Origin of the sequence: Aeribacillus sp. FSL W8-0870, assembly GCF_037963755.1 — a bacterium.
GTDB lineage: Bacteria > Bacillota > Bacilli > Bacillales > Aeribacillaceae > Aeribacillus > Aeribacillus composti.
Window position 1 is genome coordinate 2,850,422 of sequence record NZ_CP150165.1, and the last position, 23,547, is coordinate 2,873,968.

The 23,547-nt window shown below is 39.0% G+C and carries 26 protein-coding genes; 5 read left to right on the top strand and 21 right to left on the bottom strand.

Translation table 11 applies throughout. From position 1 onward, the window contains the following. Positions 1 to 71: 71 nt before the first annotated feature. The 8 genes from dnaK to gpr form a co-directional block, all read right to left on the bottom strand. The gene (gene dnaK, locus NSU02_RS13880; protein WP_063388025.1) at positions 72 to 1,904 is read right to left on the bottom strand and encodes a molecular chaperone DnaK; all 1,833 of its coding nucleotides are present in this window, start codon (positions 1,902 to 1,904) and stop codon (positions 72 to 74) included. A 33-nt stretch (positions 1,905 to 1,937) separates the two neighbouring features. Continuing rightward, positions 1,938 to 2,570, bottom strand: coding sequence for a nucleotide exchange factor GrpE (gene grpE / locus NSU02_RS13885; RefSeq protein WP_261308784.1), 633 nt, complete (start codon positions 2,568 to 2,570; stop codon positions 1,938 to 1,940). A 52-nt stretch (positions 2,571 to 2,622) separates the two neighbouring features. Continuing rightward, a complete protein-coding gene (gene hrcA / locus NSU02_RS13890; protein WP_063388023.1) occupies positions 2,623 to 3,648 on the bottom strand; it encodes a heat-inducible transcriptional repressor HrcA in 1,026 nt (341 codons plus the stop codon). An 81-nt stretch (positions 3,649 to 3,729) separates the two neighbouring features. Continuing rightward, on the bottom strand, positions 3,730 to 4,875 hold the full coding sequence (hemW, locus tag NSU02_RS13895) for a radical SAM family heme chaperone HemW (protein WP_130157923.1): 1,146 nt from the start codon (positions 4,873 to 4,875) through the stop codon (positions 3,730 to 3,732). A 63-nt stretch (positions 4,876 to 4,938) separates the two neighbouring features. Continuing rightward, on the bottom strand, positions 4,939 to 6,768 hold the full coding sequence (lepA, locus tag NSU02_RS13900) for a translation elongation factor 4 (RefSeq protein ID WP_339193118.1): 1,830 nt from the start codon (positions 6,766 to 6,768) through the stop codon (positions 4,939 to 4,941). 184 nt (positions 6,769 to 6,952) lie between these two features. Continuing rightward, entirely contained in the window at positions 6,953 to 7,300 is a 348-nt protein-coding gene (locus NSU02_RS13905) for a DUF3679 domain-containing protein (RefSeq protein ID WP_063388020.1), read from the bottom strand. A 23-nt stretch (positions 7,301 to 7,323) separates the two neighbouring features. Then, entirely contained in the window at positions 7,324 to 8,493 is a 1,170-nt protein-coding gene (locus NSU02_RS13910; protein ID WP_311066343.1) for a stage II sporulation protein P, read from the bottom strand. A 74-nt stretch (positions 8,494 to 8,567) separates the two neighbouring features. After that, complete coding sequence (gene gpr, locus NSU02_RS13915) at positions 8,568 to 9,662, bottom strand: GPR endopeptidase (protein WP_063388171.1); 1,095 nt, start codon at positions 9,660 to 9,662, stop codon at positions 8,568 to 8,570. Between the two features lie 195 nt (positions 9,663 to 9,857). Here gpr and rpsT point away from each other — a divergent pair, with 195 nt between their 5' ends. Continuing rightward, positions 9,858 to 10,124: a 30S ribosomal protein S20 gene (gene rpsT / locus NSU02_RS13920; RefSeq protein ID WP_063388018.1), complete on the top strand. Its 267-nt coding sequence runs from the start codon at positions 9,858 to 9,860 to the stop codon at positions 10,122 to 10,124. A 15-nt stretch (positions 10,125 to 10,139) separates the two neighbouring features. On the opposite strand, the gene holA is transcribed toward rpsT, so the two are convergent. Next, positions 10,140 to 11,192: a DNA polymerase III subunit delta gene (holA, locus tag NSU02_RS13925; protein ID WP_063388017.1), complete on the bottom strand. Its 1,053-nt coding sequence runs from the start codon at positions 11,190 to 11,192 to the stop codon at positions 10,140 to 10,142. Between the two features lie 288 nt (positions 11,193 to 11,480). Between holA and NSU02_RS13930 the strand changes: the two genes are divergently transcribed. After that, a complete protein-coding gene (locus NSU02_RS13930; RefSeq protein WP_065095531.1) occupies positions 11,481 to 11,612 on the top strand; it encodes a YqzM family protein in 132 nt (43 codons plus the stop codon). 100 nt (positions 11,613 to 11,712) lie between these two features. Here NSU02_RS13930 and NSU02_RS13935 read toward each other — a convergent pair whose 3' ends face one another. From NSU02_RS13935 to NSU02_RS13945, 3 genes are read right to left on the bottom strand one after another with little or no spacing between them, the layout of a single operon-like run. Then, entirely contained in the window at positions 11,713 to 14,022 is a 2,310-nt protein-coding gene (locus NSU02_RS13935) for a DNA internalization-related competence protein ComEC/Rec2 (RefSeq protein ID WP_339193121.1), read from the bottom strand. 25 nt (positions 14,023 to 14,047) lie between these two features. Continuing rightward, complete coding sequence (locus NSU02_RS13940) at positions 14,048 to 14,608, bottom strand: ComE operon protein 2 (RefSeq protein ID WP_063388016.1); 561 nt, start codon at positions 14,606 to 14,608, stop codon at positions 14,048 to 14,050. 33 nt (positions 14,609 to 14,641) lie between these two features. Next, a complete protein-coding gene (locus tag NSU02_RS13945) occupies positions 14,642 to 15,331 on the bottom strand; it encodes a helix-hairpin-helix domain-containing protein (protein WP_339193123.1) in 690 nt (229 codons plus the stop codon). 95 nt (positions 15,332 to 15,426) lie between these two features. On the opposite strand from NSU02_RS13945, the gene comER reads away from it, so the two are divergent. Next, positions 15,427 to 16,251: a late competence protein ComER gene (comER, locus tag NSU02_RS13950; RefSeq protein WP_066250551.1), complete on the top strand. Its 825-nt coding sequence runs from the start codon at positions 15,427 to 15,429 to the stop codon at positions 16,249 to 16,251. A 72-nt stretch (positions 16,252 to 16,323) separates the two neighbouring features. Here comER and NSU02_RS13955 read toward each other — a convergent pair whose 3' ends face one another. The 8 genes from NSU02_RS13955 to NSU02_RS13990 are packed head-to-tail and all read right to left on the bottom strand — an operon-like array spanning position 16,324 to position 21,356. After that, the gene (locus NSU02_RS13955) at positions 16,324 to 17,073 is read right to left on the bottom strand and encodes a class I SAM-dependent methyltransferase (RefSeq protein WP_339193126.1); all 750 of its coding nucleotides are present in this window, start codon (positions 17,071 to 17,073) and stop codon (positions 16,324 to 16,326) included. Further along, positions 17,061 to 17,414 (bottom strand): ribosome silencing factor, encoded by a 354-nt coding sequence (gene rsfS, locus NSU02_RS13960; RefSeq protein ID WP_063388012.1) that lies wholly within the window; start codon positions 17,412 to 17,414, stop codon positions 17,061 to 17,063. Before rsfS ends, NSU02_RS13955 begins: the two co-directional genes overlap by 13 nt. 13 nt (positions 17,415 to 17,427) lie before the next feature. Next, positions 17,428 to 17,988, bottom strand: coding sequence for a bis(5'-nucleosyl)-tetraphosphatase (symmetrical) YqeK (yqeK, locus tag NSU02_RS13965; RefSeq protein ID WP_063388011.1), 561 nt, complete (start codon positions 17,986 to 17,988; stop codon positions 17,428 to 17,430). Further along, positions 17,978 to 18,547: a nicotinate-nucleotide adenylyltransferase gene (locus tag NSU02_RS13970; RefSeq protein ID WP_066250550.1), complete on the bottom strand. Its 570-nt coding sequence runs from the start codon at positions 18,545 to 18,547 to the stop codon at positions 17,978 to 17,980. The genes yqeK and NSU02_RS13970 overlap by 11 nt, the downstream gene beginning before the upstream one ends. A 22-nt stretch (positions 18,548 to 18,569) precedes the next feature. Further along, on the bottom strand, positions 18,570 to 18,866 hold the full coding sequence (gene yhbY, locus NSU02_RS13975) for a ribosome assembly RNA-binding protein YhbY (RefSeq protein ID WP_063388009.1): 297 nt from the start codon (positions 18,864 to 18,866) through the stop codon (positions 18,570 to 18,572). Further along, complete coding sequence (gene aroE / locus NSU02_RS13980) at positions 18,863 to 19,708, bottom strand: shikimate dehydrogenase (RefSeq protein ID WP_066250548.1); 846 nt, start codon at positions 19,706 to 19,708, stop codon at positions 18,863 to 18,865. Before aroE ends, yhbY begins: the two co-directional genes overlap by 4 nt. Before the next feature lie 26 nt (positions 19,709 to 19,734). Continuing rightward, on the bottom strand, positions 19,735 to 20,835 hold the full coding sequence (gene yqeH / locus NSU02_RS13985) for a ribosome biogenesis GTPase YqeH (protein WP_339193129.1): 1,101 nt from the start codon (positions 20,833 to 20,835) through the stop codon (positions 19,735 to 19,737). Between the two features lie 5 nt (positions 20,836 to 20,840). After that, a complete protein-coding gene (locus NSU02_RS13990) occupies positions 20,841 to 21,356 on the bottom strand; it encodes a YqeG family HAD IIIA-type phosphatase (RefSeq protein ID WP_339193131.1) in 516 nt (171 codons plus the stop codon). 317 nt (positions 21,357 to 21,673) lie between these two features. On the opposite strand from NSU02_RS13990, the gene NSU02_RS13995 reads away from it, so the two are divergent. Both NSU02_RS13995 and sigK read left to right on the top strand, forming a co-directional pair. After that, the gene (locus NSU02_RS13995; RefSeq protein ID WP_063388169.1) at positions 21,674 to 21,814 is read left to right on the top strand and encodes a sporulation histidine kinase inhibitor Sda; all 141 of its coding nucleotides are present in this window, start codon (positions 21,674 to 21,676) and stop codon (positions 21,812 to 21,814) included. A gap of 277 nt (positions 21,815 to 22,091) precedes the next feature. After that, on the top strand, positions 22,092 to 22,811 hold the full coding sequence (sigK, locus tag NSU02_RS14000; protein WP_063388005.1) for an RNA polymerase sporulation sigma factor SigK: 720 nt from the start codon (positions 22,092 to 22,094) through the stop codon (positions 22,809 to 22,811). A gap of 460 nt (positions 22,812 to 23,271) precedes the next feature. Here sigK and NSU02_RS14005 read toward each other — a convergent pair whose 3' ends face one another. After that, positions 23,272 to 23,505, bottom strand: coding sequence for a YrhC family protein (locus NSU02_RS14005; protein ID WP_063388004.1), 234 nt, complete (start codon positions 23,503 to 23,505; stop codon positions 23,272 to 23,274). Positions 23,506 to 23,547 lie beyond the last annotated feature (42 nt).

A 23,547-nucleotide genomic window follows, 5' to 3' on the forward strand; every position in this document is an offset into this window, starting at 1 on the left:
CGCCTTTACTGAAAAAAGTCAAAGTCAAGACATGCCTGACTTTGACTTATCCATTTTCAGATTAAAACATTTTATTTGTCATCTACTTCTTTATATTCAGCGTCAATCACATCATCGTCATTTTTATTTTTGTTTTCAGAATTATTTTGTTGATTATTTGTCTGTGCTTGTTTAGCCGCTTCCTCATAAAGTTTTACAGAAAGGTTCTGAACGATTTCTTGAAGTTCTTCTTTTTTCGCTTTTATTTGATCGAAATCATTTTTATCAATCGCTTCTTTTAATGCGTCTTTTATTTCGTTTGCTTTTTTCACTTCTGCTTCATCAACTTTTCCTTGCAGCTCTTTTAATGTTTTCTCTGTCGTAAAGACAAGCTGGTCAGCTTCATTTCTCAATTCTGCCTGTTCTTTTCGTTTTTTGTCAGCTTCAGCGTTTTCTTCCGCTTCCTTAATCATGCGCTCAATTTCTTCTTCGGATAATCCCGTGGATGATTTAATTGTAATTTTTTGTTCTTTTCCAGTTCCTAAATCCTTAGCACTTACGTTTACAATTCCGTTTTTGTCGATATCAAACGTTACCTCGATTTGCGGCACTCCTCGCGGCGCAGGCGGGATATCTGTTAATTGGAAGCGTCCTAATGTTTTATTGTCAGCAGCCATCGGACGTTCCCCTTGCAGAACGTGAATATCGACCGCAGTTTGGTTGTCAGCAGCAGTTGAAAAGATTTGCGACTTGCTCGTTGGGATCGTAGTGTTCCGTTCAATCAGTTTTGTAAACACTCCGCCCATCGTTTCAATTCCAAGCGATAATGGAGTAACGTCTAGGAGCACAACGTCCTTCACATCACCTGTGATGACACCGCCTTGAATTGCAGCACCTAACGCAACGACTTCGTCCGGGTTAACGCCTTTATGAGGCTCTTTGCCAATTTCCTTTTTAATCGCTTCTTGAACAGCAGGAATCCGAGTGGAGCCTCCGACTAAAATTACTTTATCGATATCGTTTTTCGTTAAACCAGCGTCGCTCAATGCTTGGCGAACAGGACCCATAGTTTTTTCTACAAGATGCGCAGACAATTCTTCAAATTTTGCCCGCGTTAATGTCACTTCCAGATGAAGCGGTCCTTGTTCACCTGCAGTAATAAACGGCAAAGAAATTTGTGTTGATGTTACGCCTGATAAGTCTTTTTTCGCCTTTTCCGCAGCATCCTTCAATCTTTGCAGAGCCATTTTGTCTTTGGAAAGATCAATGCCATTTTCTTTTTTAAATTGATCTACTAAATAGTCAATAATGACTTGGTCAAAGTCATCACCGCCGAGATGGTTGTCGCCCGCTGTTGCTCTTACTTCAAAAACACCGTCCCCAAGTTCAAGAATGGACACATCAAATGTACCGCCGCCCAAGTCATAAACTAAAATGGTTTGATCTTCATCCATTTTGTCAAGACCGTAAGCTAAAGCAGCTGCAGTCGGCTCATTGATAATCCGTTCAACTTCAAGACCGGCTATTCTTCCTGCATCTTTTGTTGCTTGGCGCTGAGCATCGTTAAAATAGGCAGGAACAGTAATGACAGCTTTTTCTACTTTTTCCCCTAAATAATCTTCTGCATACGATTTTAAATGCTGCAAAATAATAGCAGAAATTTCCTGCGGCGTATATTTTTTTCCGTCAATCTCCACTTTGTAGTCAGTTCCCATGTGGCGTTTAATAGAAATAATTGTATTTGGATTCGTGATCGCTTGGCGTTTTGCAATTTCACCTACTTGACGCTCGCCGTTTTTAAATGCAACAACCGACGGTGTCGTCCGGTTTCCTTCTGGGTTTGGAATCACCTTCGGTTCGCCGCCCTCTAGAACCGCTACACAAGAGTTCGTTGTTCCTAAGTCAATACCGATGATTTTACCCATATATCACAACCTCCTGCTAATTATCATATGTAATTACTCATTAACCTTTACCATAGACGGTCGAATAACCCGGTCTTTCAGTTTGTAGCCTTTTTGCAGCTCTTCCACAACAACATTGGATTCGAAATTTTCGTCTTTCACTTGCATTACCGCTTGATGAAGGTGCGGATCAAACGGTTTCCCAACCGCTTCGATCACTTCAACTCCTTCATTTTCAAGTGCTTGAAGGATCTGACGGTAAACCATTTCCATGCCCTGCAAAACGGATTTTGTTTTTTCATCCTCTGCCTCAATTTTCAACGCCCGTTCAAAATTATCAATAGCAGGCAAAAGATCTGATATTAAACTTTGCGCACGATATTTTTGCTGTGCTTCCATATCAAGCCTGCTGCGCCGGCGAAAATTTTCAAAATCGGCCTGAGCTCTAAGCATGCGATTTTCCATTTCCTCCAGCTTTGCCTCAAGCTCAGCGATCTTTTCATTCGCTTTCACCAATTCCTCTTCAGCATTTGAAGAAGATTGTTCTTCACCTTTTTCCTCTTGGCTGCCCTCTTGGCGCAATTCTTCTTGATCAGGCATTTCTTCTTTCTCGTTTTCGGCTTTCTCGTTATTGTATTCAACTTCTTCTTGGATTGTTTGTTCTTTTTCAGTCTGATCGTTTGCCATCATTTCACCTCCCTTAAAGTGCAAAGGAAAAGGGATGGAGAATTCCCCCATCCTATCCTTGATATAGCTTTGTTAAAACTTGTGATAAATCTTTCGAGAAAAATTTTAAAAGGCTGATGACCCTTGAATAATCCATTCGTTTCGGGCCAAGCACCGCGACTGTGCCGATTTGCTTCTCGCCAATTGAATAGGTGGCAGTAATTAAGCTGCAGTTTTCCATAGCAGATATTTTATTTTCCGTGCCAATTTTCACCGTAATGCCTGACGGGTTTGTCTTTAGCAAATCATACAGTTCATCTTCTTGTTCTATGAAATCTAAAAATGTTTGAATTTGAGAGACATCGCGGAACTCCGGCTGGCTCAAAATATTCGTTTTTCCTCCGAAATATATTTTTTCGTGACCTACATTCAGCGTGCCAGTAATCAATTTTAATAAAATATCATAATTTCTAATATGCTTCCGTAAAATGTTTGCAATTTCCTTGTATATTTTATCCTTTAATTCGCTTAGAGGCACGCCAGCAAGCTTTTCATTTAAAATATTTACGATTTTTTCCAGTTCACTCATGTCTATTTTTTCTGGAAAAGTAATCATTTTATTCTCAACATGGCCTGTGTTCGTTACAAATATGGCAACCGCCTTATCTTCGTTAATTGGAACGATTTGCAAACGTTTGAGTCGGTTCTCCGAAACTTTCGGACCTAAAACAATCGCTGTATAGCTTGTAAGCTCAGATAAAATTTGAGCTGATTTTTGAACAAGCGTTTCTAATTCATATATTTTCTCGGCGAAAATGGATCTTATCGCCATAATTTCTTTTTTCGTTAATTTTTTTGGTGACAATAAATGGTCGACATAGTATCTATACCCTTTTTCGGACGGCACTCTGCCTGATGACGTATGGGTCTTTTCAATCAATCCTAATTCTTCCAAGTCCGCCATTTCATTTCGGATTGTAGCCGAGCTGAACGTAATCGATTCCTTTTTCGATAAAGAACGGGAGCCAACCGGCTGAGCATATTGAATAAAATCATCAATTATAATTTGCAAAATTAATAATTGACGATCTGTCAGCAAGGAACATCACCTCTGTTAGCACTCATATTACTCGAGTGCTAATTCTATGATAAAGTTATCAAATGAAAGAAGAATTGTCAATTAACTAACTGCGAGAAATGCTTGAAATACTTCATTGCCTAAAAGCATTCCTTTTCTTGTTAAAAAAAGATGTGATGCACTTTCAGATAAAAGACCTTTTCTTAATTGTTCTTCAATTTGCGGGCCAAATACTTCCCCAACATCTAATCCGTATTTATCTCGGAACCGTTTTTTGGAAACCCCTCTGATCGTCCGCAATCCAAGAAACATTTCTTCCTCCATCATTTCTTCTTTTGTTAGCATATTCTCCGAAACAAAAGCCGTTCCATTATTTTTATAAATCATTTCAATATATTTCTTCAGCGGTCGAGCGTTTTCCCGCCGGATCCCGTCCAAATAGCTGTGTGCTCCAGCTCCAAATCCATAGTAATGGTTATTATGCCAATACGTTAAATTATGTTTGCTTTCAAAGCCTTTGCGTGCGAAATTGCTTAATTCATACTGATGGTATCCGTGCCGTTCCATTTCATTCATAACGGTCTCATACATAAACGCCTCTTCCTCTTGAGAAGGAAGCAAAAGCTTTCCTTTTCGCATTAAATTATAAAACACCGTTTTCGGTTCTACGATTAGGGAATAAGCAGACATATGCTGGACCTCTAATGAAAATGCAACGGAAAGAGTTTCTTTCCATTCTTCTATCATTTGGCCGGGTAGACCGTACATAAGATCTATGCTAATATTTTCAAAGCCTAGCGATCTTGCCCGTTCAACTGCTTGAAAAACTGTTTCTTTATTATGAGTCCTTCCAATTTTTTTCAGTAATGAATCTTGAAAGGCTTGCACTCCGATGGATAGGCGATTGACTCCGGCGTTTTTCAATACAGACAGCTTTTCCATCGTTAATTGATCTGGATTGCATTCAACTGTAAATTCAACTACGGATTGCATCGGCAAAGTTTGATGTATGCTCTCCATTAAATGATCGAGCTGTTTGGCTGACAGGGAAGTAGGCGTACCGCCGCCGATAAATATCGTTTTTAATTCTTCATTTAATACTTGATCCTCCATTGCCTTTATCATTTCCAAACGCAGTGCTTGCAAATAGTCATCAACAGGCTGGTTTTGTAAAAAAAATTTATTGAAATCACAGTAGTGGCATATTTGTTCGCAAAACGGGATATGAATATACGCGGCTTCAGCCATTTTTCATTCTCCTGCCTTTCCAAAGCGCTAATGCCGCAGCAATGGCTGCGGCACTCGTCAACATCATTTTTGGTTTTCATCCATTTTCAGCACAGCCATGAAGGCTTCTTGCGGCACTTCGACAGAGCCGACTTGTTTCATTCGTTTTTTTCCTTCTTTTTGTTTTTCAAGAAGCTTCCGTTTACGCGACACATCTCCACCGTAACATTTTGACAACACATTTTTACGTAAAGCTTTAATCGTTGAACGTGCGATGACCTTGTTTCCAATTGCAGCCTGAACAGGAACTTCAAATTGCTGCCTTGGAATAAGCTCTTTTAATTTTTCAACGATAGCTTTGCCGCGTTCATAGGCGCTGTCACGATGAACAATGAAGGATAAAGCATCGATTTTCTCCCCGTTTAAAAGAATATCCATTTTCACAAGTTTTGAAGGTTTGTAGCCAATGAGTTCGTAGTCAAACGATGCATACCCTTTTGTGCTTGATTTCAACTGATCAAAAAAATCATAAACGATTTCCGAAAGGGGGATTTCATAAACAATATTGACTCTCGTTTCATCCAAATATTGCATATCTATGAATTGGCCGCGTTTTCCTTGGCAAAGCTCCATCACCGCACCAACATAGTCGTTTGGAGCCATAATCCCGGCTTTCACATAAGGCTCTTCTATTCGGTCAATTTTTTGCGGATCCGGCATGTTCGAAGGGTTATCAACTTGAACCATGCTGCCGTCTGTTAAATAAACATGATAAATAACGCTAGGAGCCGTCGTAATTAAATCAATATGAAATTCCCTTTCAATTCTCTCTTGGATGATTTCCATATGCAGCAGACCTAAAAAGCCGCAGCGAAATCCAAAGCCCAGCGCTTGCGATGTTTCAGGTTCAAATTGCAATGCGGAGTCATTCAGCTGCAATTTTTCAAGAGCATCACGTAAATCGTTGTATTTTGCCGTATCTATTGGATACATCCCGCAAAAGACCATCGGATTTAATTTTCGGTACCCCGGCAGAGGCTCGGCAGCCGGATTGACAGCGCTAGTGATCGTATCACCAACTCGTGTGTCACTGACATTTTTAATGGAAGCCGTTAAATAACCGACGTCGCCAACCGTGAGCTCCTGTACAGGATGCGCTTTTGGCTTGAAAACACCGACTTCCGTTACTTCAAATTCTTTCCCCGTCGCCATCATTTTTATACGGTCTCCGACTTTTACCGTACCATCAAAAATGCGTATATAAGCAACAACTCCACGGTATGCATCATACAGAGAATCAAATATAAGCGCTTTGAGCGGTGCGTCTGGGTCACCTTGCGGAGCTGGGACTTTGTGAACAATTTGTTCTAAAATTTCTTCGATGCCGATTCCTGCTTTTGCTGATGCCAACACAGCCTCAGAAGAATCAAGCCCAATCACGTCTTCAATTTCTTGTCGCACTCGTTCAGGCTCAGCGCTCGGCAAGTCAATCTTATTAATAACAGGCAAAATTTCTAAGTCGTTGTCAATCGCTAAATAGACGTTCGCCAGCGTTTGCGCTTCGATCCCTTGCGCCGCATCCACAACTAAAATGGCGCCTTCACAGGCAGCCAAGCTTCTCGAAACCTCATACGTAAAATCAACATGTCCAGGGGTATCAATTAAATGAAAAATATATTCATTCCCGTCTTTCGCTTTATATGATAACTGAACCGCATTCAGTTTAATTGTTATACCTCTTTCGCGTTCAAGATCCATCGAATCGAGCAGCTGCTCTTTCATTTCCCTTTGGGTAACAGCAGCTGTTTTTTCCAGAATCCGGTCAGCTAGTGTTGATTTCCCGTGATCTATATGAGCAATGATGGAAAAATTGCGAATTCTCTTCTGGCGTTCTAATTTTTCTTCCCTTTTCATATTTTTGTCACCACTCCTACTAGCCAACTACACTAGCTTTGATTATATCAGTAGAAAATTGGAGATTCAATGAAAATTTATTCTGTGATTGAATACGCAAAACAGGGATCAGAATGACTGTCTGAACCCTGTTTTGAAATAGACTAGACCTGCGGATTGCTTCAAGTCTTTCTTTTAAATTTGTTTAGGTGTATGCTTCAATCAGCTCCAATATTCCTTCAATGATCGCTGACGTTCCTTTTTGCACTAGATTCGCAAGCGATTTTCCAATTTGAGAGAAGAAATTGAATGCCTCTATTTTTTCAAGCTGCTCCTGCTTTTTTTGTAAATCGTGGCTTGTCACTTGATTTCCCAAAATCGTGGCTTCCAGTTTTCCGTCGTCCTTTTGCTTTAGTTGAACGGCTTCGACTGTCTCTTCCGTCTCATAGCCTCTCATTTGTTGAATGCCATGGCTCGCTTGCTGTATGCCAATTATTACTCCTAAAAACATAATGAAGGTTAGAAGCAGACTTTTGGCCATAAACTTCGCCATCAAACATTCCTCCTTTCAAGCCGTCACTCGTTTTGAACGCTCCCGCTCACCTTTTCTGCCTGCCAATAATATTCGCTAAATATGTTTGCAACCGCTTCGACAGTTCTGCTGAGTTCTTCCATGTTATTATCAACTCCCCCGAATTCAATCAGCAGCGAATTCTCTGATAAGTCTTGATTGTAAACGCCGTTAACTCCTTCGCCTTTTTTGGAAAACACACCACGGCTTAAGCCCGGATATTTCTTTTCAAACAATTTGTGCAAATTTTGTGCAATTTTTTTATTTTTATCAGCATTTGGATTATTCCCGCCAATCACAAATGCAATTTTGGCATAACTCTTTCCATTAATCGTAATGGTTGTTTTATCCCTTTTTTGTGAATCACGGTGGATGTCGAAAATGTATTGAAGATCTCGATTCGTTGCCAATGCTTCTTGAACAACAGGTCTTGATGCATCATATGATTTGTAATATTTCCATTTTTTCTCATTTAATACAGTTTGAAAATTCGTTTTGTCCACAACCGCTCCTATTCCTCTTTCTTCAAGCTCCTGTCCAAACTTTTCTCCGACTAATGTGACATTCGCCTTTGAATGAAAAGGAGATTTTGCCCCATTTAATAAAGGATAATAAGATTCGGTCGTGTGAGTATGATAAATGAATACGACTTTTTTTCCATTTGTTGTTAAGTTAGGAGACTGTTTTGGCTTTTCCTCGCCTTCCACATCTTCAAGCTTGTCAATCGAAGCTTCCCTTTCCTCTAAAAGCACTTCTGTCGGGGGAGCGGATTCAATCGGCATGTTCGTATAATTCGTCCCTTCTCCAGCCACAATGATGTCGCCATCGAACAAAGTAAACCCTGGAAGCTCCCGTCCGAGCAAGCTGCGCGGATCATCAGGATTTATGCTTGTCGTTAATTGAAAAAGGACGGAAGAAACTGAAAAATCCGGTTTACTTTCTTCTAATCCTTGAGAAAAATAATGGTTTTCAAAGTTTAATAAATGAAGAAACATTCTGCCGTTTATATTTCCCGTGATTTCATGAATAGAACTAGAGGCGGGACGATATTCAATCTTAATCGACGTCAAAAGCCCTGTAATGAAAAACATAAAAATGATTAAAAAAAATCCCGCTAAGATGATTTTTTTTAAGCTTGTCCTATCAACTGTTACGACCATTCTGCGATGCTTCATGAAAATCCTCCTCCAAGGCTTGTCTACAAAATATGTATGACAGCACTGGGAGGAATAGAACTTTTACTTTGTTTTTAATGTGTGTAAGCCCCGGTATTTTCTTCATTCACCGCGGAATGGAGCGCCATGTTTAAACCGCTCGCAAGCACATTCGCCATATCTTCAATAAACATATCTACTTCTTTCGGTGTTACCATTAAATTATGTCCAAGTGGACTCAGCACTTCATGAATCAGCATTCTCTTTTCATTTTCTTCCAGGGTACCGATTATCCCTAAAAACTGCTTTCTCTCTTTTTCCTCAGGCAAATCTTCATCCGTCAGCTTCTTTTTTTCAGCAAAGCTAAACCAAGACGGAGCCAACGCATTTTTTGGGCGATTTCCTTCCCGCATTTCTCTGCCGAGATGCTTTAATATAAAATCAATCGTATCACTGGTTATCGTTACAGCATCAACTACTGTCGGAATTCCGATTGATATAACCGGAACGCCTATCGTGTCCACACTCAATTCTTTTCTTTTGTTTCCTACGCCGGATCCAGGATGGATGCCGGAATCGGCAATTTGTATTGTGCTGTTTACACGCTCTATTGATCTTGCAGCTAATGCATCAACGGCAATAATGAAGTCAGGTTTTGATTGTTTTACAACTCCCGTTATAATATCAGATGTTTCAATTCCCGTTAGCCCCATCACTCCTGGTGCAAGGGCGCTGACAGGTCGATAGCCTTCTTTGACGTTTTCTGGTTCAAGTTGAAACAAATGTCTTGTGACCAATAAATTTTCACATGTTAAAGGGCCTAAAGCATCTGGAGTGACATTCCAATTGCCAAGACCGACCACTAAGCAGCTTGCATCTTTAGAAATTTGCAGCTGTTCCAAAAAAGAACTGAAATGCTTTGCAAACATTTTGATTACTTTTTCCTGCAGTTCGGTATCTTTATTGCGGATTCCCTGCACTTCCAGCGTTAAATATTTACCTTTCTTTTTGCCGATTGTCTCAGCACCTTTATCCGTAATGTCCATATGGACAATTTTCATACCGTCTTCCTCTTCTTCTTGAACGATGACCCCTTCCATTTCTTTCTTTTTTTCAAGAGCCAAATCTCTCGCTTCAAGCGCCAAATCGGTTCTGATTGAATATTTGCTTAAATCAAGCGCGTTGTTCATCATTGTCACCCCAAGTTCATTTTTATCTATTTTTTCCAAAGTCATTTTATTTCATCCCATTTCTTAGCTTCAAAGGGGGATTTCATTTACATTAGTATTGCAAAAGAAAAAACCGTTTGATAGAATAACTTTTGTTCTATATCCAAAAAAGAATGCGGCAGCTTTGATTTTATATAGTCAGTAGGAGGTGAAACAATGGCTAACATTAAATCCGCTATTAAACGAATGAAAACAAATGAAACACGCCGTGCCCGCAATACATCAATGAAATCGGCTATGCGTACAGCAATTAAAAAGTTTGAAGCGTACGTTGTAAATAAAGATGTTGAACAAGCAAAAGAAGCGTTTAAAGTAGCTGCGAAAAAAATTGATAAAGCTGCTTCCAAAGGAATCATTCATAAAAATGCAGCCGCTCGTTTCAAATCACGCTTAGCTAAAAAATTAAACAGCTTATCAGCATAAAAATAAAAGCAATCATCAAGCTTTTATCCCGCTTGTTGATTGCTTTTTTTCTTGCTGAAACAGCTTCAGCAGCAAAAACTCTAACGCTAATTGTCTATCTTTTTTTCCTGTTTTTATTTCAAAATCTGTCTCCGCAAGAGCTTTTATGATGCTCTGCAATTCACTGGCAGAAAACTGCTTCTCCTGTTTTAAAGCCAGCTTAATGCGAAACGGATGAACCTTTAAGGATGACGCCATCCGATCCTGTCCGTAACCGGATTTCGAAAGCTGCTTCACTTGATATAATAGACGGAATTGTTGTGTAAGGAGGCTTAAAATTTTAATCGGTTCTTCGTTTATTTTTAACAAATCATAAAAAATTTTAAAGGCTTCTTCTGTTTTCTTTTTGACGACGGCATCAATTAAATCAAAAACATTTTGTTCAAGCGAGCGTGCAACGAGCTGCTTGACCATTTCTGCAGTCAACTTATTTCCGCTTCCAACATATGCACATAATTTTTCCATCTCTTTATCTATGATCATTAAGTTACCAGATGTTTTTTCCATAAGCTCATCGATCGCTTCTTTTTCCATCGCCACATTTTCTGCTTCCGCTTTTTCCTTTATCCATTTGACTGTTTCCTCTTCTGAAAAGGAATTCATTTCAACTACTGTTGCCGCTTTCTTTATTTGTTTTGTCAGCTTTTTTCTTTCATCAATTTTTTCATGTGGAAGCAAAAAGACAAAAACAGTAAACGGGGCAGGATTTTCTACATATTGTTCAAGTTTTTTAAGATTATGCTCCACTTTTTCTTTTTTCTTTTCGCTCGTCAAAAAATAAGGATTTTTCACAACAACCATCCTGCGTTCACCTAAAAACGGCATCGTTTCCCCATCTTCAACAGCCGTTTCTATATTTGTTTCTTCCATATCATAGACGGAATAATTAAATTCCCGTTCGTCTTCACTAATTGCCTCGGTTAACAATTTGCGAATTGTTTCATTTAATAAAAATGATTCTTTTCCATAAAATAAATAAAGAGACTGAAATTGTTTCTTTTTAAATGAATTCCATAAATCGACAATCATCTTAAGATTCCCCTAAAAAATGAAGTGTGCTTCATTCATCATATATGGAAAAAAATTTTTTCGCAACACTTCAACATAATGGAGAATTGGCAGCGAAGCCAATCCTCCGATTTATATGAACGTTTTTTGTAAGCCCCGGGACACTTACAAAAAAACGATTACCCATTCATATATTCTCCCTTTCGAAAAAGAATATAGTTGTTAATCGTTAACATGAATCATTTTTAAGAATGTAGATTTTTTTGCTGAAATCGCTTATACTACTTATGACGATGAGGAGGGGTATAGATGAACGAATTTGAACAAAATGTAAGCAAACGTAATGATGCTGTTGATTCTGCCGTCGGTTTTATTGTTTCTTTTGGCTTTTTTGCCACATTGTTTATCATTGCAACAGCGATTAAATTGATCGGCTCGTAAAGAGAGAGGCTGCAAACGGCAGTCTCTTTCTTTTTGCTCCTTGTACAATCCGGACCCAGCCGTCCAATCATCTCTCCATTTTCAAGCTGTCAAAACTGCCCTATTTTGTTAATGTATCGTATGGCGGGTAGAATAAAAAGGTTCCTTGAGACTTTCGATATTTGTATTGGACAGCACCCATTTGATCTGTACGAAAAATGGATACGTTTTGTTTTTTTAATCGATTCAATACTTCTTGATGAGGATGTCCGAAACGATTGTTTCTTCCTGCTGAAATGACCCCGATCTTCGGATCAATTGTTTGTAAAAATATATCGCTAGTCGAAGTTCTGCTTCCATGATGCCCGATTTTGACCACATCCGCAGTCATTTTTGGATATTGTTTAATCATGTGCCGCTCTCCGCTTTCTTCAAGATCACCGGTAAACAGCCAGCGCAACCCGCCTATTTTTGCCATTAGGACGAGAGAATCATTATTTTTAGAATCCGATTTTGTGAAAGGAGAGAGAACGTGGAAAGCTGTTCTGCCTGTGATCCGATCTCCTGCTTCTAATTCAAATATTTCAATTCCTCGATTTTTCGCTTCTTTTACTATTTGCTTTTCAAGCTCTTCTCTGGAAAAATATTTTGGAATAACCAATTTGTTTACTCGAAATTGTTTGATTAAGGTTAATGACTCGCCGATATGGTCATAGTCTCCATGAGTTAAAAACAAAATTTCAATTTCCTCTACCCCTTTCGACTGAAAATAAGGGATCAGGACGTCCAATGCGATGGAAAACGGTTTTTTTCGCATCTGCCAGCTTTCTTTTTCAAATACAGCCATTCCTCCTGTATCAATTAAATAACTGTTACCTAAGCCGGGCTCTCTAATAAAAATGCTGTCTCCTTGTCCGACATCAAGAACTGTTACTTCTCCCGGCATGGTCATTTTCCCTGCTATCAAAAGCAATGCAGTGAGCAAACCGCTGCATAATATCGGTTTTCCCCATTTTGCCATCGGCTTATGCTCCATTTGAAAGAAAACAGCAATAAAAATGACGCATTGCAGCAAAAATAAATAAACAGTCGGTTTTCCAGTTGTTATCATGAAAAAAGGCAAATTACTGAAAAATAATGCTGTTTTGGACGACAATGTAAAAGAAGTGTGAAGAAGGGAAACAAACATTGAACCGATGGAAGAAGAAATTACGGTTAAAATGAGAGTGATCATGGTAAGCGGCAGCAAAAAGAACGTGTATAGCGGCACAAACATAATATTCATGATAAAGCTCAATAGAGAAAATTGATAAAAATAGTAGCATATAATCGGCAGTGAAGCAGTTTGGGCAACAAATGAAACTGCTGCCAACAATTGCAATGAATTTCTGCATTTTTGAAAGATTTGTCTTGATAAAATTAGCGAAAATGTGACTGCGTAAGAAAGCTGAAATCCAAGATGAAAAACTTCATACGGGTCAAGAAATGTCATGAGAAGAAAGCTGAATGAGATTGAATCAGAAAGGGGCATGTTTTGTTTAAAAAGTGTTCCTCCCATGATCAGCGCTGCCATAAGAGAGGCGCGGACGACAGGCGGAGCTCCTCCTGTTAACAATGCATAAAAGGGGAGGAAGCAAATCAAAATCATAATGGTTTGTTCTTTTGAAATGCCCAGCCGCAAAAGGAAGATGTAAAGTGAGGCGATTAATATGCTTACGTGAAGACCTGAAATCGAAAGAATATGAACAATCCCTAGCTTTCGATAAGCGGCAAGATCTTCTTCTGGAATATTGTTCTGATAGCCTACCGTCAAAGCAAGGACGAAGCCGGCTGTTTTTTCTGGAAATTTATGATGAATCCATTCAATCATTTTTTGCCGGTAATTTTCCAAATGATCTTTCCATGACGGCTTATATGTACAATGCCCGATTTTGTCGAGCTTATACAGCCAGTGGATTTGCTGAAAATACAAATAGCGCTTATAATTAAACGCATTTTCATTTGTGTTATTTTTCGGTTTTTCAAGCTTTCCTGAAAAATTGCATATATCACCTGGCCGTATATTATTTGTACTTTTCATCTCTTGTTCTGTTTTCAATGTATAACGGGCCGTCAGCTTTTCTCCCTGATTCGTCTCGACCGCAAATGTTATCAGATCCCCGTCGATTTCAGGAGAGGAGATTACCTTTCCTTTTGCTGATAACATGCCTTCGTGATAATTTGTTTTATTTTGTTGATCATACCAATGAAAATATGGAAGCATGAACAAAAACGAGCAAGCAACGATGAAAGCTAATTTCCTTTTATGTTGAAGCCATAAGAAAAAAAGAAGTGCAGCAAAAATGAAAAAAGGAAGAAGGGAAGGAAAAGAGGTAGCGGAAACAATCGCCAACAATGCGGAAATCGCGACATATGCCCACTGGCCTCTCAAAAAAATAACCTCCTTTTCGATTAGATCAGCCGAAAAGTTGACGGGCTTGTTCATTCCATTTTTTCAAGTCCGTTTCTGATACGCCGAGATGTTTTAAAGCATTTAAAAGCTGCTCAACATATTCGCGCTTTTCTTCATTTTTTAAATCCAAAGTCGTTTCATCGAATGCGACTTTTTCTATATGAACACCTGCTTGTTCAAATAATTCCATTGCATATGGATGATTTTTGTAATCTTTTGCATAGTATACACTTTGAATACCCGCTTGAATAATCGCTTTTGTGCAAGCTAAGCATGGAAAATGCGTGACGTAAATTTCCGCTCCTGCTGTTGCCACTCCAAATTTGGCGCATTGCAATATCGCATTCATCTCCGCATGGATCGTTCGAACACAATGGTTATCAATCACATAGCAGCCTTCATCAATACAGTGGACTCCTCCTGCGATCGAGCCGTTATATCCCCCCGCAATAATCCGTTTATCGCGGACAATCGTAGCACCGACAGCAAGCCTTGTACATGTGCTTCTCAGCGCAAGCAAATGGCTTTGCGCCATGAAATAATGATTCCAAGAAATTCGATCCACTTTTACCCCTCCGAATTTTGTAAACATTCTTTTTCAGTTTATCGACAAGTCTTCATGTTCGTCAACGCTAATCTCATTTTTGATCTTTTCAAACGTTTTTTCTCCTATACCGGTAACCTCCAATAAATCCTCTTCTTTTTGAAACGGCCCGTTTTCTTCACGGTGTGCGATAATTGCTTCCGCTTTTGCAGGGCCGATTCCCGTTAATTTTTGCAGCTCTTCCTTTGTCGCCGTATTAATATTGATTTTTTCTTTCTCTTGCGGTCTTTGTGAAGCATCAGCATTTGCGCCGCTTTCATCCATAAGAGCATTTTCGTCAATTTTTTCGCCTAGCTTTGGCACATAAACAACCATACCGTCTGTTAGCTTTCTGGCCAGATTCACACGATTTCCGTCTGCCTGGTCATTCATTCCTCCAGCTTTTTCGATTGCTTCAAACACCCTGCTGGATGACGGCAATTCATAAACACCAGGCTTACGAACTGCCCCCTTTACATCAATATAAATCATCGTCGTCTGTTCGTTACGGTGCTCATTCTCTTCTTCGTCATCATCTTCTCTGCTTTTTTGCATCGGCGTTCGTTCATCCGTTTCCAGCAATGGTTCATCGGAAACTTCGATCTCGTTTGAATCACGCCAGTTGTTGATGATAAAAAACAAAATGGCAGCGAAAATGATTAACAAAAAAACCCCATACTTTTTTATAAAAAGGAAATGGTTCATGCACATGAATTCCCCTTTCTAAATATTCATTCATAAAATAAGGCAGCAGAACATATCGTGTAGGAGAACAATGTTAAAAAAAGGAGGGGTGAAAAGTGAAAATAGGGTTTATAGGAACCGGCAATATGGGGCGTATTCTCATTGAAGCTTTTTGCGAGGCAAAAGTATCAACACCCTCATCGTTGTTTATAACGAATAGAACGATTCAAAAGGCATATGCCATCAAACGGAAATATCCTGAAATACATGTTTGTACATCAAGTATAGAGGTCGTTCATCAAAGCGATTTCATATTTCTATGCGTTAAGCCTTTAGATATACACCCCCTTTTAAAGGAACTGAAAACTGGTTTACAAGGACATCAATGTTTAATTTCCATTACGAGCCCGATTTCAGTCGAGCAAATCGAATCGGCTGTTCCATGCCAAGTAGCCCGAGTCATACCAAGCATAACAAACAGGGCTAAAGCGGGAGCTGCTTTGCTGACATTTGGAAATAGATGCAGCGAACATACAAGAAATATCATTCTTTCCATGTTTGAAAAAATATCAAAGCCAATCTTAATAGAAAATAACATTACCCGTGTTGCATCTGATATCGTCAGCTGCGGACCGGCTTTTTTCAGCTTTTTGCTACAAAAATTTATTGAAGCTGCTGCGGCGGAAACAGACATTTCGAAAGAGGATGCGGTTCAATTAGCAAACGAGATGATGATCGGCATAGGCAAGCTGCTTGAAAGCGGGTATTACACGCTTCCGACATTGCAGGAAAAAGTGCACGTAAAAGGGGGAGTTACCGGAGAGGGGATTAAAGTGCTTGAAAATGAACTAGGCGACATGTTTCATCATTTATTTCAAAGCACCCATGCAAAATTTGATGAAGATTTACAAAAAGTGAGGCATCAATTTGACAATGAATAATATTCTGCAGGGCTCATGAAAATTCCTGCTAAAATGAAAAAAACCATCGAAAAAAAATTACATTCGATGGTTTCAACTTTTTTTCGCAATATAAAATATTCGTTCCGCCTGCTCGATGTCCGGGCTTTGAAAAATTCCATCCGTTATGTCAACGATCGTAAAGCCGCACTTTTCCAACATATGTCGGTACTCAGAAATTGAAAAAGTTCTTTGATAATGGTCTTCATCCAACCGTACATAATCCGTTCCATTGTTCACAAAGAAGGTTAATTCATGAATGACACTGTTTGGATATTCACCGTCAAAGCATTTCCAAATATAGCTGACATCCTCATCATTATCAGCGAATACAGCATGTTTAAATATTTTCTCCATTTTATGAACAGAATGGGCATCAAACAGAAATAAGCCGTTTCGGTTCAAGTGGTCGTATACGACTTGAAACGTTTTGACCACATCCTCTTCCTTCAGCAAGTAGTTGATGGAATCGCAATTTAATAACACCGCATCAAAAGGCTTGTAGCCTTTAAGCTCCCTCATATCTTGTTCAATAAAGAGCGCATCAAACCCTTTTTTCATCATCTTTTCCTGGGCAACGGCGAGCATTTCTCCGGAGAGATCGACACCTGTTAGCTCATACCCAAGCTCAGCCATCCTATACGATATTTCTCCTGTTCCACAAGCTAAATCTAGCACCCGGTTCCCGCCGTTTCCATATCGTTGAATCGCTTGATGCAAAAATTGCGCCCATTCATCATAAGGAACATCTTTCATTAATCGGTCGTACACAGATGCAAAATGCTTATAAATCAAGCTAACCACTCGCTCACTTCTTCGCGCGGAGCATCTCCCCATAATTTTTCTAAATTATAATAGCTTCTTTCATCCCTATGGAAAACATGAGCAACGACATCTCCTAAATCAATGAGAACCCATTTTGCCTCGTCAAACCCTTCGAGACGCTTGACGGGAATTCCGTTTTCCTCTGCTTTCTCTTTCATTTCTCTGGCAATTGCTTGCACATTTTTTTCGTTATTCGCATGGCATATCATAAAATAATCAGCTATTAGAGAGATTCCTTGCATGTTTAATACTACGATATCTTCTGCTTTTTTATCGCTGCCTGCTTTAACAGTTAAAGCTAGAATATCACGCGAATTCATCCACTTCACTCCTTCAATTTTTCATTACGAGCGCATTATAAGTTTTAAACGTTTCAGGGTAAATCGGCTGCTTTTTCTTCATTAAAAATGCAATCGTATTGGATATCGACTGAACGAGCGCTTCATTTAAATCTTTTTGTGCCAATTCCCTGACTTCATCGACTCCGGGGAAGCTTCTACCCGGTTCAATATAATCAGCTAAATAAATCACTTTTTCAAGAAGAGTCATGTTTTCTCTTCCGGATGTATGGTAGCGGATCGCATCTAAAATTTCTTTATCAGAAATGCCGACTTCCTTCTCGACTAAATAGGCGCCAACAGGTGCATGCCAAAGTTCTGTATTATATTCCAGCAAGTCCTTCGGCATATTTTGTTCAATAATAATTTTTCTCATTTCATCTTTTGGCCGAAATTTGGCATAATCATGAAAAATAGCTGCTAATTCTGCCTTTTTCACATCGGCGCCGTACCGCTTTGCCAAACTGATGGCTGTCTCCATTACGCCTAAAGTATGTTGATAACGCTGTTTCGTTATCGCCTTTTCCACAACTGCTAACGCTTTTTCACGTTCCATATAATCGATTCTCCCCTATATATTGAATAACTTTTTTGGGCAGAAGATAGTCCACCGCTTGTCCGTTTTTCAATCGCTCTCTGATCATTGTAGAGGAAACATCAAACTGAGGAACTTCCACCTCTTTTACGAAAAATGTGCTCTCATTCGAGTATCCGTTACGTTTCACGCCGACAAATTGCACCATATCCATCAATTCCTCTATTCGATGCCAATGAGGCAAATTTTCAATCATATCTGATCCAATAATAAAATAAAATTCTTCGTTTGGATATCTTTCTTTCAATATTTTCACTGTGTCATACGTAAAAGACGGACCCTCTCTTTCAAGTTCAATTAATTGGACTTGAAAAAATGGATTTCCTTCAATTGCTCTTTTCAGCATATTTACCCGGTGGTGTGTTTCTGTCACCGGCTCCTTTTGTTTATGGGGTGGAATATTGTTCGGCATAAACCATATTTTGTCCAGATTAAGAGAATGAAGAACCTCATTGGCCATTAATAAATGTCCGTTATGGGGCGGGTCAAATGTCCCCCCAAAAATTCCGATTTTACCCAATTTTTCCGCACCATCCGTTCGTTTATTCAGGCAAAATGATTTGTTTTTTTTCTTTTGATTCTTTATATAAAACAATGACATTTCCGATGATTTGGACGAGATGGGCATTTGTCCCATCAACAAGTGCTTGAGCAACTGCTGCTTTGTCTTCATCACAATTTTTCAGCACGTTCACTTTTATGAGCTCTCTTGCTTCTAAACAATCGTTCACCTGCTGAAGCAAATTTGAATTTACTCCGCCCTTTCCAATTTGGAAAATCGGGTTCAGATGATGTGCAAGAGAGCGTAAAAAACGTTTTTGTTTTCCAGTTAAAGTCATGATTTTCCTCCTAATTTTTCATATACGAGCTTTTTCATTCGACTGACATCAGGTTCCACATTCGTCCATATTTGAAATGCACATGCCCCTTGATAAACAAACATTCCTACTCCGTCAACAGTTTTAAGGCCCAGCTTTTCAGCCTCTTTTAATAACATCGTTTTCAGCGGATTATAAATGATATCAGCAACGACAGTTCCGCCGTGAACGCGTCCGGTTAATTCAATCGGCTTTTCTTCGATATTCGGCTTCATCCCGATGGATGTCGTTTGAATGATGACATCATATTCATTGGACGTTTGATCGAGTTGTTGGAATGAATAAACGTTTCCTTTTGTCTCATAGCTGCAGTTTTCCTTTAACAGATGAGCCCGCTCTGCTGTTCTGTTTACAATATCAATGAACGCAAAGCCTTCTTTCGCCAGCGTTGTATAGATCGCCCGAGCGGCTCCGCCCGCCCCGATCAGCAGCACTTTTAAATCTCGGGGATTGGTATTGTCAATATGCTCTTTCAATGACAGGTAAAATCCGTATCCGTCTGTGTTAAAACCGATTAATCTCCCGTCTTCGTTTTTTACTGTATTTACCGCGTGAAGCAATTGAGCTGATTCATCCAACTCATCAAGAAAAGGAATGATTGACACTTTATGCGGAACCGTTACATTAAATCCCTTTATGCCAAGAGCCTTCATCCCTTTTACCGCTTGTTCAAGCTCTTCCCCTTTTACTTGAAATGCGTGATAGCGGGCATTCATATTTAAGTAATCGAAAGCATCGTTATGAATGAGAGGAGAAAGCGAATGACCGATCGGGTCGCCTATTACTCCGTAAACTTGCTCCATTTGAAATCCTCTCCACCTTTTTGTTTTTATATTAATGAATGACGGACGCCCACATGTACATCTTTAGGTGCATAAGCAACAACTCTTTTCGGTCCATCGTGGATCGTTACCCATCCAAGACCTGAAAACACGATATCTTTCTTTTTTCCATTTATAGTGAATTCGTGCGGGACAAGTTCTGGAAAGGATTCGACTGCTTCTTTACTAGGAGGGGTTAAAAGCTCCCCTAAATGTGTTGCATATAAATGATCCGCCTTCTCCAGTTTTGTTCGATGAATGTCAATGCTGTTCGGAATATAGCACACAATGGAGGAACGTCCTCCCTTTATATAATCCAGTCTTGCCAATCCGCCGAAGTATAAAGTTTGCCTTTCATTTAACTGGAACACTCTAGGCTTAATTTCTTTTTTCGGCGATAGAAGCTTTAGGTCGCGCTTATCAATAAAGTGCGCCATCTGATGATCATTGATAATGCCTGGTGTATCGTATAAAACTGCGCCGTCATCTAACGGAATTTCAATTAGATTGAGCGTTGTGCCGGGATAATGGGAAGTTGTAATGATATCCCCTTCTCCCGTAACCTCCTTCAAGATTCGATTAATAAAAGTTGATTTCCCAACATTTGTACATCCAACAACATACACGTTTTCTCCGTTGCGATAATGATCTATTTGCTCTGCCGCTTCTTTAATGCCATGTCCCTTTTCTGAGCTGATTAAAAGCACATCCAATGGCGTTAATCCATACTCTTTTGCTTCTCTCTTCATCCAACGAATAACCTTTTCTTTTTTCACCGATTTTGGAAGGAGATCTGCTTTATTGCCGATTAAAATGACTGGATTGTAGCCGATAAAACGCTGTATGCCGTTGATCCAGCTTCCGTTAAAATCAAAAATGTCGACAACCTTCACAACAAGAGCTTTCGTATTGCCAATGCCGTGCAAAATTTTTAAAAAGTCCTCATTTGTTAACGAGACATCTTGAATTTCGTTATAATGTTTCAGCCGAAAACACCTTTGGCAGATCGGCTGTTCTTTCTCAAGAGCAGCTTTTGGAGCATATCCAATTTCAGATGGATCTTCCGTTTGAATTTTTACTCCGCACCCGACGCAAACCTTCTCATCCAAACTCATCACTCCTCCCAATGCAGCATGCCTTTCTGTTTTAACAATTTTAAAATTTTCCTTTCAATTTTCCTGTTGATCCGGGTCCAAAAGCCGTCAGTAGACGATACAGGCACAACTAAAATCGTATGAAAACCGCAGAGATTCCCTCCGAGAACATCTGTCAGCAGCTGGTCGCCGACCACAACAACTTCTTCTTTTTTCAGCCCCATCTGCTCAGCCGCTTTTTTAAACGCTTTTGCACGGGGTTTTCCCGCTTTCGAAATGAACGGAATATTCAGCGGTTCAGAAAACGAACGGACGCGTTTTTCGTTATTATTTGAAACAATTGTCACTTTAATCCCGTTCTGTTCCATCATTTCAAACCAATTTTTCAATTTCGGAGTTGCGTTCGGCCTGTCCCATTCTACTAAAGTATTATCTAAATCGGTAATAATACCTTTTATACCTTTTTCCTTTAAAAAATGAGGATAAATATGAAAAACGCTTTTCGCATATTCTCCGGGCAAAAACCTTTTCAGCAAATTGAACACCTCTTAATTCAATAAATAGACTACTGTTAAACTATTTTTCATCATACCGAATTTCGAGTTTACTTTCAAAACAATATTGTTTTCACAAAAAAAATTCGACAATTTTTTAACATATTCAACAGCTGTGGATAATTTTATACACAATATCCACCTATTCATATCAATCTTTAGTAAAGTATATAAACAAACTACCCACAGCTTTTCCACCGAAGGCTGTGGATAACAGAACGGTTGTTCTCTATTAAAAAACATGGTAAATTTATGGTAATAAATAAAGGAGGTGCTTTCTCCATAACATGATCGCTTCTATGAAAAATTTATCGGACGAATTTTTAATTGAATCTTACTATAAAGCAACCGAAATGAGGCTTAGCAAAGAATTCATCGAATTAATAGAATTGGAAATAAAGCGCCGCTCGCTCTCTCACTTATTAAAAGCATCGTCTTAGCGGTGTCTTTTTTTTTGCTTAAAAACCTACCCCCGGCGCATGGCTGCATGTTCCACAGCCGCTAAACTCCTTTAACAGATAATCGTTGATGTCAATCCACAATGACTTAATACCTTTCAACTGATGATCTCCGATACCAATCCATTTTTCTTCACTGTCTCATTATAACTAAAACTCAGCTGTTTTCCATACTCTTTCCCCTTTTTCATGAAGGACATACAAGGACAAAGCCGCAATCACATACAATTTAATAATACGTAATGCGGGGGTGAAAAACATGTCTGGAATTTTGACTGCACTAAGCTATTTTATAAAAGAATTGGTTTTTCTCGTTTCATATGTAAAAAACAATGCTTTCCCTCAACCGCTTTCCCCAAATGAAGAAAAAAAATATCTCCGCCTGATGGCCGAAGGAAATGACGAAGCAAGAAATATATTAATTGAACATAATTTGCGCCTTGTCGCTCATATTGTCAAAAAATTTGAAAATACAGGTGAAGACTCGGAAGATCTCATATCCATCGGCACAATTGGTTTAATTAAAGCGATTGAAAGCTATTCCGAAAACAAAGGGACAAAGCTTGCTACATATGCCGCAAGATGCATTGAAAATGAAATTTTAATGCATCTCCGTTCCTTAAAAAAAACAAAAAAAGATGTTTCCCTACACGATCCTATTGGCCAAGATAAAGAAGGAAACGAAATCAGTTTAATAGATGTGCTAAAATCAGAAAATGAAGATATTATCGACACGATTCAATTGAATATGGAGCTGGAAAAAATTAAGAAATATTTATCGATTCTAGACGAAAGAGAAAAAGAAGTCATTATCGGGCGGTTTGGATTGAATACGCAGCAGGAAAAAACGCAGCGTGAAATTGCAAAAGAGCTCGGCATTTCGAGAAGTTATGTTTCCAGAATCGAAAAAAGGGCACTTATGAAAATGTTTCATGAGTTTTACCGAAATGAAAAAGAAAAAAAGATGTCAAAAGAATAAAAGGAAAAGCATTTTCAACGAGATTTTGTGCGAAATTTGCGAGAGTTCCTGAATGATTTACTCGCGTATATCTGCAAAATTCATTTTAAAGTGGCTTTCCGATATGTGACATCCCATAAAACTCAAAATTAACCTTGCTACAGGTTTTCCAGCGCATTGGCGCAAATCGAGATATAAAAACGAATCTCAAAATTGACCGATTAATAAAAATCGCAGAAAGCGAATCCGCTGTTTGACGTAAAATGGTGGTAACATGATTTGACAGGATGCGAACGTTACGGTTGAGAGCCCATTACAACTGCTTTCAATCTGTAAAAAGGCAGCCTTTATTGCAGCGCTAGTTGCTGTTTTCATATGAAACAGAGCAATGCCGCCTTCATTCACCTAATGTTTTATCAAAAAAGAGGGGCTCAAAAGAGTCAGCTATACTGACTTTTTGGAGCCCTTTTTCAAGAAATGATTAAGATTGCAACTTATCAAGCTTTTTTTGATATTTCGATGACAATTTAAAAAATAGAATAGAGCTGGCTAACATCATCGTTGAAGTTCCGATTAGCATTATTTCTTGTATATTGGTCCGAGGTGAATGATTAGGAATCCATATTCCGATGTATAAAAAGGTTCCGACAGCTAGCAGAACGAGAGCAAAATGTTTATAGTCTTCTATTAATTCTTTTAATTTTTTCTCCTCCATGATATCACCTAATCGAATTAGTTATTCTATATTATAAAAGAA